15 protein-coding genes are annotated in these 12,863 nt (G+C 69.1%); 11 read left to right on the top strand and 4 right to left on the bottom strand.

All coding sequences use genetic code 11. The features are described from left to right. The first annotated feature begins 121 nt into the window (after window positions 1-121). From ASG30_RS10105 to ASG30_RS10090, 4 genes are all read left to right on the top strand, one after another. Window positions 122-895 (top strand): IclR family transcriptional regulator, encoded by a 774-nt coding sequence (locus ASG30_RS10105; protein ID WP_055895497.1) that lies wholly within the window; start codon window positions 122-124, stop codon window positions 893-895. 145 nt (window positions 896-1,040) lie between these two features. After that, window positions 1,041-2,045 (top strand): Bug family tripartite tricarboxylate transporter substrate binding protein, encoded by a 1,005-nt coding sequence (locus ASG30_RS10100; RefSeq protein ID WP_055895495.1) that lies wholly within the window; start codon window positions 1,041-1,043, stop codon window positions 2,043-2,045. 14 nt (window positions 2,046-2,059) lie between these two features. Further along, window positions 2,060-3,031, top strand: coding sequence for a Bug family tripartite tricarboxylate transporter substrate binding protein (locus ASG30_RS10095; protein WP_055895897.1), 972 nt, complete (start codon window positions 2,060-2,062; stop codon window positions 3,029-3,031). Between the two features lie 9 nt (window positions 3,032-3,040). Then, window positions 3,041-4,012 (top strand): Bug family tripartite tricarboxylate transporter substrate binding protein, encoded by a 972-nt coding sequence (locus tag ASG30_RS10090; RefSeq protein ID WP_055895493.1) that lies wholly within the window; start codon window positions 3,041-3,043, stop codon window positions 4,010-4,012. Between the two features lie 258 nt (window positions 4,013-4,270). On the opposite strand, the gene ASG30_RS10080 is transcribed toward ASG30_RS10090, so the two are convergent. After that, window positions 4,271-4,813 carry a hypothetical protein gene (locus ASG30_RS10080; protein WP_055895894.1) on the bottom strand — a complete coding sequence of 181 codons (543 nt, stop codon included), beginning with the start codon at window positions 4,811-4,813 and terminating at the stop codon, window positions 4,271-4,273. A 103-nt stretch (window positions 4,814-4,916) separates the two neighbouring features. Here ASG30_RS10080 and ASG30_RS10075 point away from each other — a divergent pair, with 103 nt between their 5' ends. Further along, window positions 4,917-5,270, top strand: coding sequence for a hypothetical protein (locus ASG30_RS10075; protein ID WP_055895489.1), 354 nt, complete (start codon window positions 4,917-4,919; stop codon window positions 5,268-5,270). Window positions 5,271-5,442: 172 nt separating this feature from the next. Beyond that, window positions 5,443-5,790 (top strand): response regulator, encoded by a 348-nt coding sequence (locus tag ASG30_RS10070; protein ID WP_055895488.1) that lies wholly within the window; start codon window positions 5,443-5,445, stop codon window positions 5,788-5,790. A 16-nt stretch (window positions 5,791-5,806) separates the two neighbouring features. Here the strand turns inward: ASG30_RS10070 and ASG30_RS10065 are convergent, their stop codons facing one another. Further along, window positions 5,807-6,520, bottom strand: a complete 714-nt coding sequence (locus tag ASG30_RS10065) for an RNA pseudouridine synthase (protein ID WP_055895486.1) — start codon at window positions 6,518-6,520, stop codon at window positions 5,807-5,809. After that, a complete protein-coding gene (locus ASG30_RS10060) occupies window positions 6,513-6,797 on the bottom strand; it encodes a GIY-YIG nuclease family protein (protein WP_055895484.1) in 285 nt (94 codons plus the stop codon). The genes ASG30_RS10065 and ASG30_RS10060 overlap by 8 nt, the downstream gene beginning before the upstream one ends. 150 nt (window positions 6,798-6,947) lie before the next feature. On the opposite strand from ASG30_RS10060, the gene ASG30_RS10055 reads away from it, so the two are divergent. Next, complete coding sequence (locus ASG30_RS10055) at window positions 6,948-7,943, top strand: Bug family tripartite tricarboxylate transporter substrate binding protein (protein WP_055895482.1); 996 nt, start codon at window positions 6,948-6,950, stop codon at window positions 7,941-7,943. A gap of 15 nt (window positions 7,944-7,958) precedes the next feature. Here ASG30_RS10055 and ASG30_RS10050 read toward each other — a convergent pair whose 3' ends face one another. After that, a complete protein-coding gene (locus ASG30_RS10050) occupies window positions 7,959-8,891 on the bottom strand; it encodes a LysR family transcriptional regulator (protein ID WP_055895478.1) in 933 nt (310 codons plus the stop codon). A gap of 108 nt (window positions 8,892-8,999) precedes the next feature. Here ASG30_RS10050 and ASG30_RS10045 point away from each other — a divergent pair, with 108 nt between their 5' ends. Genes ASG30_RS10045 through ASG30_RS10030 form a run of 4 tightly spaced genes read left to right on the top strand, consistent with a single transcriptional unit; the run spans window position 9,000 to window position 12,795 of the window. Then, window positions 9,000-9,536, top strand: a complete 537-nt coding sequence (locus ASG30_RS10045; RefSeq protein ID WP_055895476.1) for a thiamine pyrophosphate-binding protein — start codon at window positions 9,000-9,002, stop codon at window positions 9,534-9,536. Next, the gene (locus ASG30_RS10040) at window positions 9,536-10,132 is read left to right on the top strand and encodes a thiamine pyrophosphate-dependent enzyme (protein ID WP_055895474.1); all 597 of its coding nucleotides are present in this window, start codon (window positions 9,536-9,538) and stop codon (window positions 10,130-10,132) included. The genes ASG30_RS10045 and ASG30_RS10040 overlap by 1 nt, the downstream gene beginning before the upstream one ends. Window positions 10,133-10,144: 12 nt before the next feature. Further along, window positions 10,145-11,305, top strand: a complete 1,161-nt coding sequence (locus tag ASG30_RS10035) for an acyl-CoA dehydrogenase family protein (protein ID WP_055895472.1) — start codon at window positions 10,145-10,147, stop codon at window positions 11,303-11,305. Between the two features lie 11 nt (window positions 11,306-11,316). Further along, window positions 11,317-12,795, top strand: a complete 1,479-nt coding sequence (locus ASG30_RS10030; protein ID WP_055895470.1) for an aldehyde dehydrogenase — start codon at window positions 11,317-11,319, stop codon at window positions 12,793-12,795. Window positions 12,796-12,863 lie beyond the last annotated feature (68 nt).

The following is a 12,863-nucleotide window of genomic DNA, read 5'->3' as shown; positions in this document are numbered from 1 at the left end:
TCGGATTTCCTCGTTCAGTGTCCGAGCAGTGGACTTGCGATCCATTATACGGACTGACTTTGATTTCGGTCAACGTGTCCGTATGGTGGACAATAGAGGCGTCACGGTGGAGGTTCCTGATATGACGACAGCAGAGAAAAGCGACAACGTCCGGGCGGTCGGGCGGGCCCTGGAGATCCTCCTGGCCTTCCGCGAGGACGCCCCCGACCTGTCCGCGAGCGAACTCCTCAAGCGGGTCGACCTGTCCCGGCCGACGCTGTACCGACTGCTCTACACCCTGGAGGAGCACGGCTTCCTGGTCTCGGTCGGCGATCCGCAGCGCTTTCGCCTGGGCCCGTCCGTGGCCCGGCTGGCGCATGTGTGGAAGGGCTCGCTGGACCTGAAGACCCTGGCCGAGCCCGTCCTGCGCCGGCTCTGGGAGGCGACCGAGGAGACGGTGGCGCTGTTCGTGCCCCAGGGCAACCTGCGCCTGTGCGTCGCCGAGCTGGCCAGCCCGCAGCCGCTGGCCTTCAAGCGGGGCGTGGGCTACACCGAGCGGATCGCCCGGGGGGCCACCGGCCGGGCCATCCTGGCTTTCTCCAATTCCACGCCCGACCAGTTGAGGGCCTACCTGCAGGGGACCGACGTCGATCCCAAGGAGTTCGAGGCCGAACTGGCCGCGACCCGGGCGCGCGGCTATTCCACCAGCCACAGCGAGCTCATCTCCGGCGCAGTGGCGGTCGCCGTTCCCTTCTTCGACCGCGAAGGCCAGGTGGCCGGTTCGCTGGGCGTCTTCGGGCCCCAGGTGCGGCTGAACCCCGCTCGCGTGAAGGAGACCGCCCAGCTGCTGAAGGACGAGGGCGGCCGGCTGTCCGAAGCGCTCGGGTTCGACAGCGCCCTCAAGCAGCGCGCCTGAGCCTGGGCCAAGGCTTGTCCATATAGCGGACAGGTAGTTTCAAAAATTTGACTTCGATCAAGGTCGGTCCATAAAATGGACTCGCAATCCGTTGCGCGGACACGCACCGGATCAAGTCGATGGTCATTTCTTGGAGACGCTCAGCATGCCCGCCACCCTTTCCGGCCTTCGCCGCCGCTTCCTGCACGCGATCGCCGCATCCGCCGCCGTTTCGTGCGCGTCCCTCGCGTTCCCCGCGTCGGCCCAGGCCCAGGCCTACCCCGAGCGGCCGGTCCGCATCGTCGTGGGGTTCGCGCCGGGAGGCACCAACGACATCCTCGCCCGGTTGGTCGCCATCAAGCTGCAGGACAAGCTGAAGCAGTCGTTCGTGGTGGAGAACAAGCCGGGCGCCAACTCGGCCATCGGCAACGACCTGGTCGCCAAGTCCAAGCCTGACGGCTACACGCTGCTAGTGTCTTCGAGCGGCGGCCTCACGACCAACCCGGTCCTGATGAAGAATCTGCCCTACGACCCGGCCAAGGACTACGAGCCGATCGCGCTGCTGGGATCCTTCCCGCTGGTGGTGACCGTTCCGGCCGCGTTGCCGCCGAAGAACCTGGCCGAGCTGGTGCAGTTCGCCAAGACCACCAAGGACGGCAAGCTCGACCACGGGACGCCGACGACTTCGTTCGTGCTGGTGGCCGAAACGCTGACGGCCGCCTCGGGCCTGAAGTTCAACCACATCCTCTACAAGGGCTCGGGCCCCGTCGTCGCGGGGCTGCTCGGAGGCGAGATCCAGGTCGGCGTGCTGGACAGCCCGGCCGTCGTCTCGCAGGTGAAGGGCGGCAAGCTCAAGGCCCTGGCGGTCACGACCGGCAAGCGCTCAGCCGCACTGCCGGACGTGCCGACCGTCGCCGAATCCGGCTACCCCGGCTACGACACGCCGATCTGGACGGCCCTGATGGCCCCCAAGGGAACGCCCGAGCCCGTGCTGGCGAAGCTTCGCGCCGCCGTCGGCGAGATCCTGAAGGAGCCCGAGACCGTCGAGAAGATGCACGCGCTGGGGCTGGACCCGGGCGACGCCGACGCGGCCGCGCTGTCGCGCCGGATCACCGCCGACATCGCGCGCTGGGCCGCCGTGGCCAAGACCGCGAACATCAAGGCCGAGTGAGGGCGCAGACCACCATGCTTCGTACCTTCGCGCGCTTCGTCGCGCCGCTCGCCGCCGTGCTCTTCACCGGGGCCGCCGCGGCCCAGGCCTACCCCGGCAAGCCGATCACCCTGGTCGTTCCCTTCGCGCCCGGCGCCTCGGCCGACGGCATCGCGCGCATCGTCGGCCGCGAGCTGTCGCAGGCGCTCGGCCAGCCCGTCGTCATCGAGAACAAGCCGGGCGCCGGCGGCGCCACCGGCCTGATGGTGGTCGCCAAGGCACCCGCCGACGGCTACACGATCGGGCTGGGTGCCACCGGCGCCATCGTGGTGAACCCCCACCTGCCCGACGCGCCGCCGCTGAAGCCGGCGCAGGACCTGATGCCGCTGGCCAAGCTGGCCGACATCCCGCTGGTCTTCGTCACCTCGGCCAGCAGCGGCTACGGCAACCTGCAGGCCTTCCTGCATGCCGCACGCAAGACCAAGGGCGGCCTGTCGTACGCCAATGCGGGCCAGTACACGGCGCAGCACCTGTCGGGCGAACTGCTGGCCAGCATGGCCGCCACCCCGCTGGTGGCCGTTCCCTACCGGGGCAGCGGTCCCGCGGTGACGGACCTGCTGGGCGGCTCGGTGCCGGCGGCCATGGTGGACCTGACATCCGCCTACCCGCACGTGAAGGCGGGCAAGCTGGTGGCGCTGGGCGTGACCAGCACCAGCCGCAGCAAGGTCGCCCCCGAGATCCCGACGATCGCGGAAGAGGGCGTCAAGGGGTACGCGGCGCCGGCCTGGATGGGCCTGTTCCTGCCCGCCAAGACTCCCGCGGACGTGCGCACGCGGCTGACCGGCGCGCTGCAGAAGGTGATGGCCAGTCCCACCGTGCAGACGCAGGTCGAAGCCCTGGCCGCCGAGCCGGCCTACATGGACTCCCAGGCGTTTGCCCAGTTCATCGCGGGCGAGTCCAGGAAATGGGCCGCCGTGATCGAGCGCATGCCCAAGCCGGCCAGGTGAGGTGATGCCATGAAGCGAAGACTCCTGCTCTCCACCCTGGCCCTGGCGGGCATGGCGATCGGCTCCGGCGCGGCGGCGCAGGACTGGACGCCGACCAAGCCGATCAAGATCATCGTGCCCATCATCGGCAGCACCAACGACGCGCTGGCCCGGCTGATCGCACCCAAGCTCCAGGAGGCCCTGGGCCAGCCGGTGGTGGTCGAGAACAAGCCCGGCGCCGGCGGCAACATCGGCGCCGACTTCGTGGCCAAGTCGCCGCCGGACGGGCACACGCTGCTGGTGGGCTACAACGGGCCGCTGGCGATCAACCCGTCGCTGTTCGAGAAGATGCCGCTGGACCCGCAGAAGGACCTGGCGCCGATCACCCTGGCGGTGAAATCGCCCCAGTACCTGGTGGCCGGCCCCGCGGCCGACTTCGCCACCGCCAGGGAGTTCGTGGCCAAGGCCAAGGGCGCGCCCGGCAAGTACTCCTATGCGTCCGTGGCGATCGGCAGCGCTTCGCACCTGACGATGGAAATGCTCAAGCAGTCCGCCGGCTTCAATGCGACGCACATCCCCTACCGCGGTGCGACGCCCGCGGTCACGGACCTCCTGGCGGGCAACGTCCACGTGGCCTTCATGGTGCCGGGCAACGTGCAGCAGTTCGTCAAGCAGGGGCGCCTGAAGCTGTTGGCGACCACCGGCGAAAAGCGCTTCCCGAGCGCGCCCGACGTGCCCACGCTGATCGAACTGGGCTATCGCGACCTCGAGGCCACGGGCTGGGTGGGGCTGCTGGCGCCCGCGGGCACGCCCCGGCCGATCATCGACCGCTACCACCGCGAGCTGGTGAGGATCCTGCGCCTGCCGGACGTCGGTCCCCGGCTGCAAGAGATGGAGTTCGAGGTGGTCGCCAGCACGCCGGAGCAATTCGCCGCCTGGATCCGCAGCGAGTCGCAGAAGTGGGGCTCGGTCGTGAAGGCGACCGGCGCGAGGGCGGAGTAGGGCGACGGCGCGTGCCGCAGCGCGGTGACGGTCCGCGGGCTACCAGAGCCCGTAGATCGTCGCCGCCGCGGCCGTGATCGTCCCCGCCACGAGCAGGACCGCCGCAGCCACCGGGTGCCGCTCCTCCCAGAGCTGGCCTCGCACGGACGGGACCCGGCCATAGCGACGGACCGGGATCGTCGTCCGGTTTTTTGTTCTGAAATCCATAACGATGAAAGCGTAGCGCGAGCCCTGCAACGATGTCAACGGCGGCAATTCCTAACGCGCCGCCCGGGGGACCAGCGCCAGCACGCCCTTGATGCCGTACAGCACGATCAGGGTGCCGGCCAGGTCGCCGATGAACATCGCCAGGAAGCCCTGCACCAGGTTGTCCTGCCCGCGCCAGGCGAACCAGAGGTGGTGCAGCAGGGGGCTGGCGATCGAGTAGGCGAGCGCCAGCACCAGGAGCCGGGGCGGCGTCAGGTTCCGCAGCGAGGCCTCGAATCCGTAGAAGCGCGAGGCGCCCCGGTAGACCGCGTACGGCGCGACGGCGGCGATCAGGCCGCCCATGAAGGCGCGCTCGGGATCGTCGGGAAAGAAGAACACGAAGCTCACCCACCAGGACACCAGCAGGAGCCCGATCGCGCCCGCTTCGGCGAAGAGCAGCGTGCACAGCAGCCTCATGCCCGCGGGCAGGTAGATCCAGTTGATGCCCGGCGCGAACTCCAGCCGGCGGAACAGCCAGTCGTTGATCCAGAGCATCGCCAGGAACAGCGCCATGGTGGCGAGCACCTGCAAGGCCTGGGCCCGGACATTCTGCAATGACATGGTGATCGCGCTAGGATCGACGGGTGGGGTTGCCTGCTGGCCGAAGTGCCGTTTTCTAGCATGGGCCCCGAGGAAAAGTAATCACCGGAGAGGCCGATTGACCAAGTCGTCGCGGGGTGCTGGCGTCTACCTGAGGTTCCTGCAGCTGTCAGAAGCCATCCGGGGCCTGCCGTCCCTGCCCCCCCTGGATCCGCTGGAAGAGCGCATCCTGGTCTGGATCGCCCGGGCCGGGCAGGAGGAGGAGCGCCTGTCGGTGCGCGACATGATCGCCAAGGCCGAGTTCGGGGCGCCGGCCACCATCCACTCCCGCCTCAAGTCGATGCGCACCAAGGGCTGGATCCACCTGGCCGACACCGACGACAGCCGGCGCAAGCAGATCGAGCTGACCCAGGAGGCCATCGCGCACTTCGCCCAGCTCTCCAAACTGATGGTGAAAGCAACGAAGAGCTGATCCGCAGCGCCTCGGCTCGCGCAACCTGCTTGACAGCAGCCGGCAGGCCATTAGGATTCAATCGTTACTGTAATTAGAACGATTCCATTTGCTGTCACACCCCGGCGCCCGCTCCCCTTCCGGGTCCGCGCCTGGGGAATCGTCCCCGCGCTCGTCCGCCCGGCGCGTCCTGGTGGTCGAGGACCACGAAGACTGCCTGTCCACGATGGTGGAGATCGTCACGCTGCAGGGCTGCGAGGTCCGCGTGGCTCGGGACGGGGCGGCGGCTGTCGCCGTGGCGCGGGAGTTCCAGCCCCAGGTCGTCCTGCTCGATCTCGGCCTGCCCGTGATCGACGGCTACGCCGCCGCCGAGAGGATGCGGGCCGACCCGCTCACACGGGACGCGCTCATCGTGGCCATCACCGGCTTCGGGATGCGCGCGGACAAGGCCCGTTCCGCCCTTTGCGGCATCGACCTGCACCTGGTCAAGCCGGTGGCCTTCCGGGACCTGGTCGACCTGCTCCACCTGCGCGGCGCGTAGTCGACCGGCCCCGGGTCTAGAAGCGCTCGCCCGGAGGCAGGTAGCGCCACTGGCCGGGTGGCAGGCCCGCCATGGGCACCCGGCCGATGCGCATGCGCTTGAGCGCGGTGAGCTTCAGGCCGACCTGCGCGCACATCCAGGGCACGATCTCCGGCGTGATGCCCTTGACCGCGAAGCGCAGGCGGGCCTCGCTCTGCCAGCTCACGCGCGCCGGCGGCAGCGGCCGGCCCTCGAGCACCAGGCCTTCACACAGCCGCGCCAGGCCGTTGGGGACCAGGGTGCCGGTCACTTCCGCCAGCAGTTCCTGTTCGACCAGATGGGCGTCCTCGCGCAGCTTGCGCACGATCCGCCCGTCCTGGCTGAAGACGGCCAGCCCCTCGGCCGCGGCCGGCAGCGCCAGCAGCGGTACGAGCCCGACGCCGTGGCTTTTGACCCGCCGGATGCCGCAGGCGTCGCCGGCCCAGTGCGTCGCGGCGCCCAGCAGGGCGTGCGCCTCGGCGGTGCCCATCCCCGCCGGCTTGTGCATCAGGAAAGTGGCCGGCGTGGCCGGCTGCAGGTGGGCCTGGCGGTCGATCTCGACCTTCTGTTCCGTCACCCGGAACTGCGGCTCCACCACCACCTGGCCGTCCACCCGCACCCAGCCCTCGGCGATGTACTGCTCCGCCTCGCGCCGCGAGCAGGGCACCAGGGCCGCGACCACCTTGGACAGGCGCTTGGGTTCTTCAGCCATGGTCGGCCGCCTCGAAGAAGGCCAGCTTGCGCGAGCGCGGCAGCGCCTTGAGCCGCAGTTCGGCCCGCAGCGCGTCGCCCTTGGTCGGGTATTCGAGGGCTGCCAGCACCCGGATCGGCGGCCGTGCGCGCGTGAACTTGGCGCCCATGCCGCAGGCGTGCTGGAAGAACCGGTGCGCGACGTCGATCGCGATGCCGGCGTAGTAGACGCCGCCCTCGCATTCCAGGAGATAGAGCCAGTAGGGTTCGGTCCGGCGGGGGCTCGACGTTTCATCCACGGTCGGATTGTGAAGCCCTTCCAGGTGCGGTCCCGGCGGGGCCGGTGGTCGCGGCCATGCGCCCCCGTCATGGGAGCCATCGCAAATTGTTATTTGTGGTCGAGAAGGATCACAAACTAGTATTCCTCAAAGCCATTAGGAGACGATCGGATGAGCCAGCCCAAGATGTCCCGCCGTGCCTTCGCCGCGAGAGCGGCCGCCGCCGCCGGACTGTTCCCTTCCTTCGGAGCCTTCGCCCAGGCCGAGCTGCCCAAGGGCCCCATCACCCTGATCGTGCCTTTCGCCGCGGGCGGCGCGACCGACGTGGTGAGCCGGCTGGTGAGCAAGAAGGTCTCCGAACGCATCGGCCGCCCGATCACCGTCGAGAACGTGGCGGGCGGCGGTGGTGCGCTCGGTGCGTCCCGCGTCGCGCGGGGCGCCAAGGACGGCTCCCTCCTGCTCATGGGCACGGTGGCCACCCACGCCATCAATCCGCTGGCCACGCCGCCCGCGCCCTACGACCCGGTGCGGGACTTCACGCCCGTCTCGCTGCTGGCCACGGTGCCCAACGTGCTGCTGGTGACGCCCAGCCTGAAGGTCAAGAACGTTCAGGAGCTGGTGGCGATGCTCAAGGCGCAGCCGGGCAAGCTCAGCTACGGCTCGTCGGGCATCGGCACGCCGCCCCACCTGTCGGGCGAACTGTTCAAGGCGATGGCCGGCGTGAACGTCGTGCACGTGCCGTACAAGGGCGGCGCGCCCGCGATCAACGACCTCATCGCCGGGCACATCCCGATGATGTTCGACGTGCTCACGGGCGCGGCCGGCCACGTGCGCGCGGGAACGGTGCGGGCACTGGCCGTCACGACCGCCACCCGCTCGCCGTCGTTCCCGGACCTGCCCACGATGGCCGAGTCCGGCCTGGCGGGCTACGAGACCTACACCTGGAACGCCGTGTTCGGCCCCGCGGGGCTGCCACGCAGTGTGGTCGACCAGCTCAGCCAGGAATTCCAGCGCGCGGTGAACGAGCCGGACGTGCGGGAGAAGCTGAAGGACCTCAGCGCCAACCCCGCCGGAACGCCGCCGGAAGCGCTGGCGGCCCAGGTGAAGGCCGAGCTGGACAAGTGGGGCCCGGTGATCAAGTCCATCGGGGGCCTCAACACGCAGTAGCGGCTGCCCGGGCGGCTACTCGGCCAGCCACCTGGCGCCGGCCCACTTGTTCTGGCGCACGGCGGCCTTCATGCACTCGAGCAGGACGGCGACGACGCAGCGCACGGGCGGCGTGGCCTGGCGGGTGGTGGATGCGGCCAGCACGATCTTGCGCAGCAGCGCCGGCTCGGCCAGCGGTGCTCCGCTGAGCGTGCCGCGCGCGATGTCGTCGGCCACGGCCACGGCCGGCAGGATGGTCCACCCGTGGCCATCGATGACCAGGTTCTTCTGCACGCTCAGCGCGTTGGTCTCCACCAGCACGCTGAACTCCAGCCCCATCAGCGTGGCCGCCTGTTCCATCAGCGCGCGCAGGCCGTGGGGCGCGCTGGGGAGCACGAAGGGCTGCTTGACCACATGGGCCAGTTCCACCGGCTTGCTGCGGCGCAGCCTGGCCGAGGTCGGCGCCACGACCCAGAGCGCCTCTTCCAGCAGGGTCTTGACCTGCAGCGCCGGCGTCTGCTTCTGGTCGTAGAGCAGCGCGACATCCACCTCGCCTTTCTCCAGCCAGTCCAGCAGGTGCCCGGCATAGCCCACCGAGATGCGCAGCCGGATGCCGGGGTACTTCTCCGCGACGGCGGCGACCAGCGCGCTGGACAGCAGGTCCGCGGTGCTGGCCAGCAGGCCCACGGTGACGATGCCGCCGATGGGCCCCTGGCTCGGCCGGATCTCGGCCTTGGCCCGGGCCACCTCGTCCAGGATGCGCCGGGCGTACTCGACCATGCTGCGACCGGCCTCGGTGAGCTCCATGCCATGGCGGCCGCGATCGAACAGTTCGGCGCCGATGTCCTCCTCCAGCAGGCGCAACTGCCGGGAGACGGCCGGCTGGACGATGTTCAGCAGGGCCGCGGCGCGGGTGACGTTGCCGGTTTCCGCCACGGTGACGAGGGCGCGCAGCTGCTTCAGGTCCATGGTGCGGGCGCGATGCGCGAATCTGATGGTTGGATCACGGAATTCTATTGGAAAGAGCGTGCCATCAAATCCTAAGATGGCACCCACGCAGTACCCAAGGACTTCACCATGAGCGAAACCAGTGCGCCCGTGCCCGTGTGGCAGGAGGCGGTCTTCCAGGCCCTGAAGGCGGGCGGCGTCCGCCAGGTCGCCTACGTGCCGGATGCCGGCCATTCCTACGCGATCCGCGCCTCGCAGGAGGACCCGGACATCCAGGACGTGGTCCTCACGACCGAGGAAGAGGGCGTGGCGCTGGTCAGCGGCGCCTGGCTCGGCGGCCAGCGGGCCGTGCTGCTGATGCAGAGCAGCGGCGTGGGCAACTGCGTGAACATGTTCTCCCTGCTGCGCAGCTGCAACTTCCCCTTCCTCACCGTCGTCACGATGCGCGGCGAGTACGCCGAGTTCAACCCCTGGCAGGGACCGATGGGCAAGACCACCCAGCAGGCGCTCGAACTCATGGGCATCACCGTGCTGCGCGTGAGGCAGCCGGAAGAAGCCGAAGAGATCGTCAGCGCCGCCGTGGACGCGGCATTCCTCGGCGGAGAGCAGGTGGCCGTCCTGTTGTCCCAGAGCCTGATCGGCCGCAAGAAGTGGGAGCGCAACTGATGGCTACGACGAACAAGGCCCACGGGCTGGAGCGCCGCGAATTCGTGGCCAGGCTGCTGAAGGCCACGCCCGGCGCGCTGGTGGTCACGGGGCTGGGTTCCCCGTCCTACGACGTGTTCGCGGCGGGTGACCGCGACAGCAATTTCTACCTCTGGGGCGCGATGGGCGGCGCCGCTTCGCTGGGCCTGGGCCTGGCGCTGGCGCAGCCGACCCGGTCGGTGGTCGTGATCACCGGCGACGGCGAGCAGCTGATGGGCATCGGCAGCCTGGCCACCATCGGCGCCAAGCGGCCGCCGAACCTGACCATCGTGGTGCTGGACAACGGGCACTTCGGCGAGACCGGCATGCAGCGCAGCCACACCAGCCTGGGGACCGACCTGGTCGCGGTGGCCAGGGCCGTCGGCATCGAGGATGCGCTGCGCATCGAGAAGCTGGAGCAGGCGGCCGAGGTGGCCGCGCGCATCGATGCGCGGCAGGGCCCGGCGCTGGCGCATGTGCTGATCTCCGCGGCCGAGCCACCGCGCGCGCTGCCGCCACGGGACGGCAGCTTCGTGAAGAATCGCTTCCGTGCCCACCTCGGCCTCGCGCCGCTTTGACGGGAGCTGTCCATGATCCACGCCCCAGACCAGTACCAGGAGATCCGGGATGCCGTGCGCGCGCTGTGCGCCGAGTTCCCGGACGAATACCATCGCAAGGTCGACGAGGAGAAGGCCTACCCCGAGGCCTTCGTCGATGCGCTCACCAAGGCCGGCTGGCTGGCCGCGCTGATCCCCGCCGAGTACGGCGGCTCGGGCCTGGGCCTGGCCGAGGCCTCGGTGATCATGGAGGAGATCAACCGCAGCGGCGGCAACTCCGGCGCCTGCCACGGCCAGATGTACAACATGGGAACGCTGCTGCGCCACGGCTCCAAGGCGCAGAAGGATTTGTACCTGCCCAAGATCGCCAGCGGCGAGTGGCGCCTGCAGTCCATGGGCGTCACCGAGCCCACCACCGGCACCGACACCACCAAGATCAAGACCACGGCCGTCAAGAAGGGCGACCGCTACGTCATCAACGGCCAGAAGGTCTGGATCTCGCGCGTGCAGCACAGCGAGTGGATGATCCTGCTCGCCCGCACCACGCCGCTGTCGGACGTGAAGAAGAAGACCGAGGGCATGTCCATCTTCATGGTGGACCTGCGCCAGGCGGAGAAGACCGGGATGACCGTGCGGCCGATCCCCAACATGGTCAACCACGAGACCAACGAGCTCTTCTTCGAGAACCTGGAGATCCCGCAGGAGAACCTGATCGGCCAGGAAGGCCAGGGCTTCAAGTACATCCTGGACGGCCTGAACGCCGAGCGCACGCTGATCGCCGCCGAGTGCATCGGCGACGGCTACTGGTTCATCGACCGCGTGACCAAGTACGTGAAGGACCGCGTGGTGTTCGGCCGTCCGATCGGCCAGAACCAGGGCGTGCAGTTCCCCATCGCCGAGAGCTACATCGAGGTCGAAGCGGCCAACCTGATGCGCTTCAGGGCCTGCGAGCTGTTCGACGCCCGCCAGCCCTGCGGCGCCCAGGCCAACATGGCCAAGTACCTGGCGGCCAAGGCCAGCTGGGAGGCGGCCAACGCCTGCATCCAGTTCCACGGCGGCTTCGGCTTCGCCAACGAATACGACGTGGAGCGCAAGTTCCGCGAGACCCGCCTGTACCAGGTGGCGCCGATCTCCACCAACCTGATCCTCAGCTACGTCGCCGAGCACCTGCTCGGGCTGCCGCGATCGTTCTAGAGAAGCCGCCCATGCAGCGCTACCAGCTCCACATCGGCGGGCGGGAGGTCGAGCCCGCGGGCGGCCGATGGCTCGAGACCCAGAACCCTTTCACCGGCGAGACCTGGGCCGAGATCCCGCGCGGCGACGCGCGCGATGTCGACCGCGCGGTGCAGGCCGCGCACCAGGCCCTGACGCAGGGCCCGTGGTCGGAGATGACGGCCACGCAGCGCGGGCAGCTGCTGCATCGCCTGGGCGACCTGGTCGCGCGCGATGCCCGCAAGCTGGCGGAAACCGAGGTGCGCGACAACGGCAAGCTGCTCGCCGAGATGCTGGGCCAGCTCAACTACATCCCGCAGTGGTACTACTACTACGGCGGCCTGGCCGACAAGGTGCAAGGCGCCGTGCTGCCGCTGGACAAGAAGGGCTACTTCAGCTTCACGCGCCACGAGCCGCTGGGCGTGGTGGCCGCCATCACGCCCTGGAACTCGCCGCTGCTTCTGGCCACCTGGAAGATCGCGCCCGCGCTGGCCGCGGGCTGCACCGTCGTCATCAAGCCTTCGGAATTCACGTCGGCGTCCACGCTGGAATTCGCCCGCCTGTTCGACGAGGCGGGCTTTCCGCCCGGGGTGTTCAACGTGGTGACCGGCCTGGGCGACGAGGTCGGCTCGCCGCTGGTGGACCACCCGCTGGTGCGCAAGATCAGCTTCACCGGATCGGACACCACCGGCCGGCGCATCAACGAACAGGCCGCCCGCCAGCTGAAGCACACCGCGATGGAGCTGGGCGGCAAGTCGCCCAACATCGTGTTCGAAGACGCCGACCTGGAGCAGGCCGTCTTCGGTGCGATCTCCGGCATCTTTGCCGCCACCGGCCAGACCTGCATCGCCGGGTCGCGCCTGCTGGTGCAGGACAGCGTGCACGACCAGGTGGTCGGCAAGCTGCTGGACGTCGCGCGCACGGCCAGGATGGGTGACCCGATGGACGCCGACACCCAGGTCGGCCCCGTCACCACGCAGCCGCAGTACCGAAAGGTGCTGGAGTACCTGCAGGTCGCCACGCAGGAGGGCGCCAAGGTGCTGCTGGGTGGCCGCGCCGCCGACCGGCCCGAGTGCGGCAAGGGCTGGTTCGTGGAGCCGACCATCTTCGGCGACGTGAAGAACAGCATGCGCATCGCGCAGGAGGAGGTGTTCGGCCCCGTGCTGTCCATCATCCGTTTCAAGGACGAAGCCGAAGCCGTGCAGATCGCCAACGACGTGCGGTTCGGCCTCGCCGCCGCCGTGTGGACCCGCGACATCGGGCGCGCGTTGCGCATGTCCGAGAAGCTGCAGGCCGGCACGGTCTGGGTCAACACCTACCGCGCGGTGAGCTTCATGGCCCCTTTCGGCGGCTACAAGGATTCCGGCCTGGGCCGGGAGAACGGCATCGATGCCATCCGCGAGTTCCTGCAGGTCAAGAGCGTCTGGATCAACAGTGGCGCCGTCTCAGGCAACCCCTTCGTGCTGCGCTGAACCAATCCCCCGAGAGGAATTACGTGAACAAGTTCGTGAAGACCGCCGCCGCCCTGGCATGCACCCTG

Origin of the sequence: Ramlibacter sp. Leaf400 (assembly GCF_001424545.1) — a bacterium.
Classification (GTDB): domain Bacteria; phylum Pseudomonadota; class Gammaproteobacteria; order Burkholderiales; family Burkholderiaceae_C; genus Ramlibacter.
Note: the sequence above shows the minus strand (reverse complement) of the source record. Positions and strands in the feature narration are given on the sequence as shown.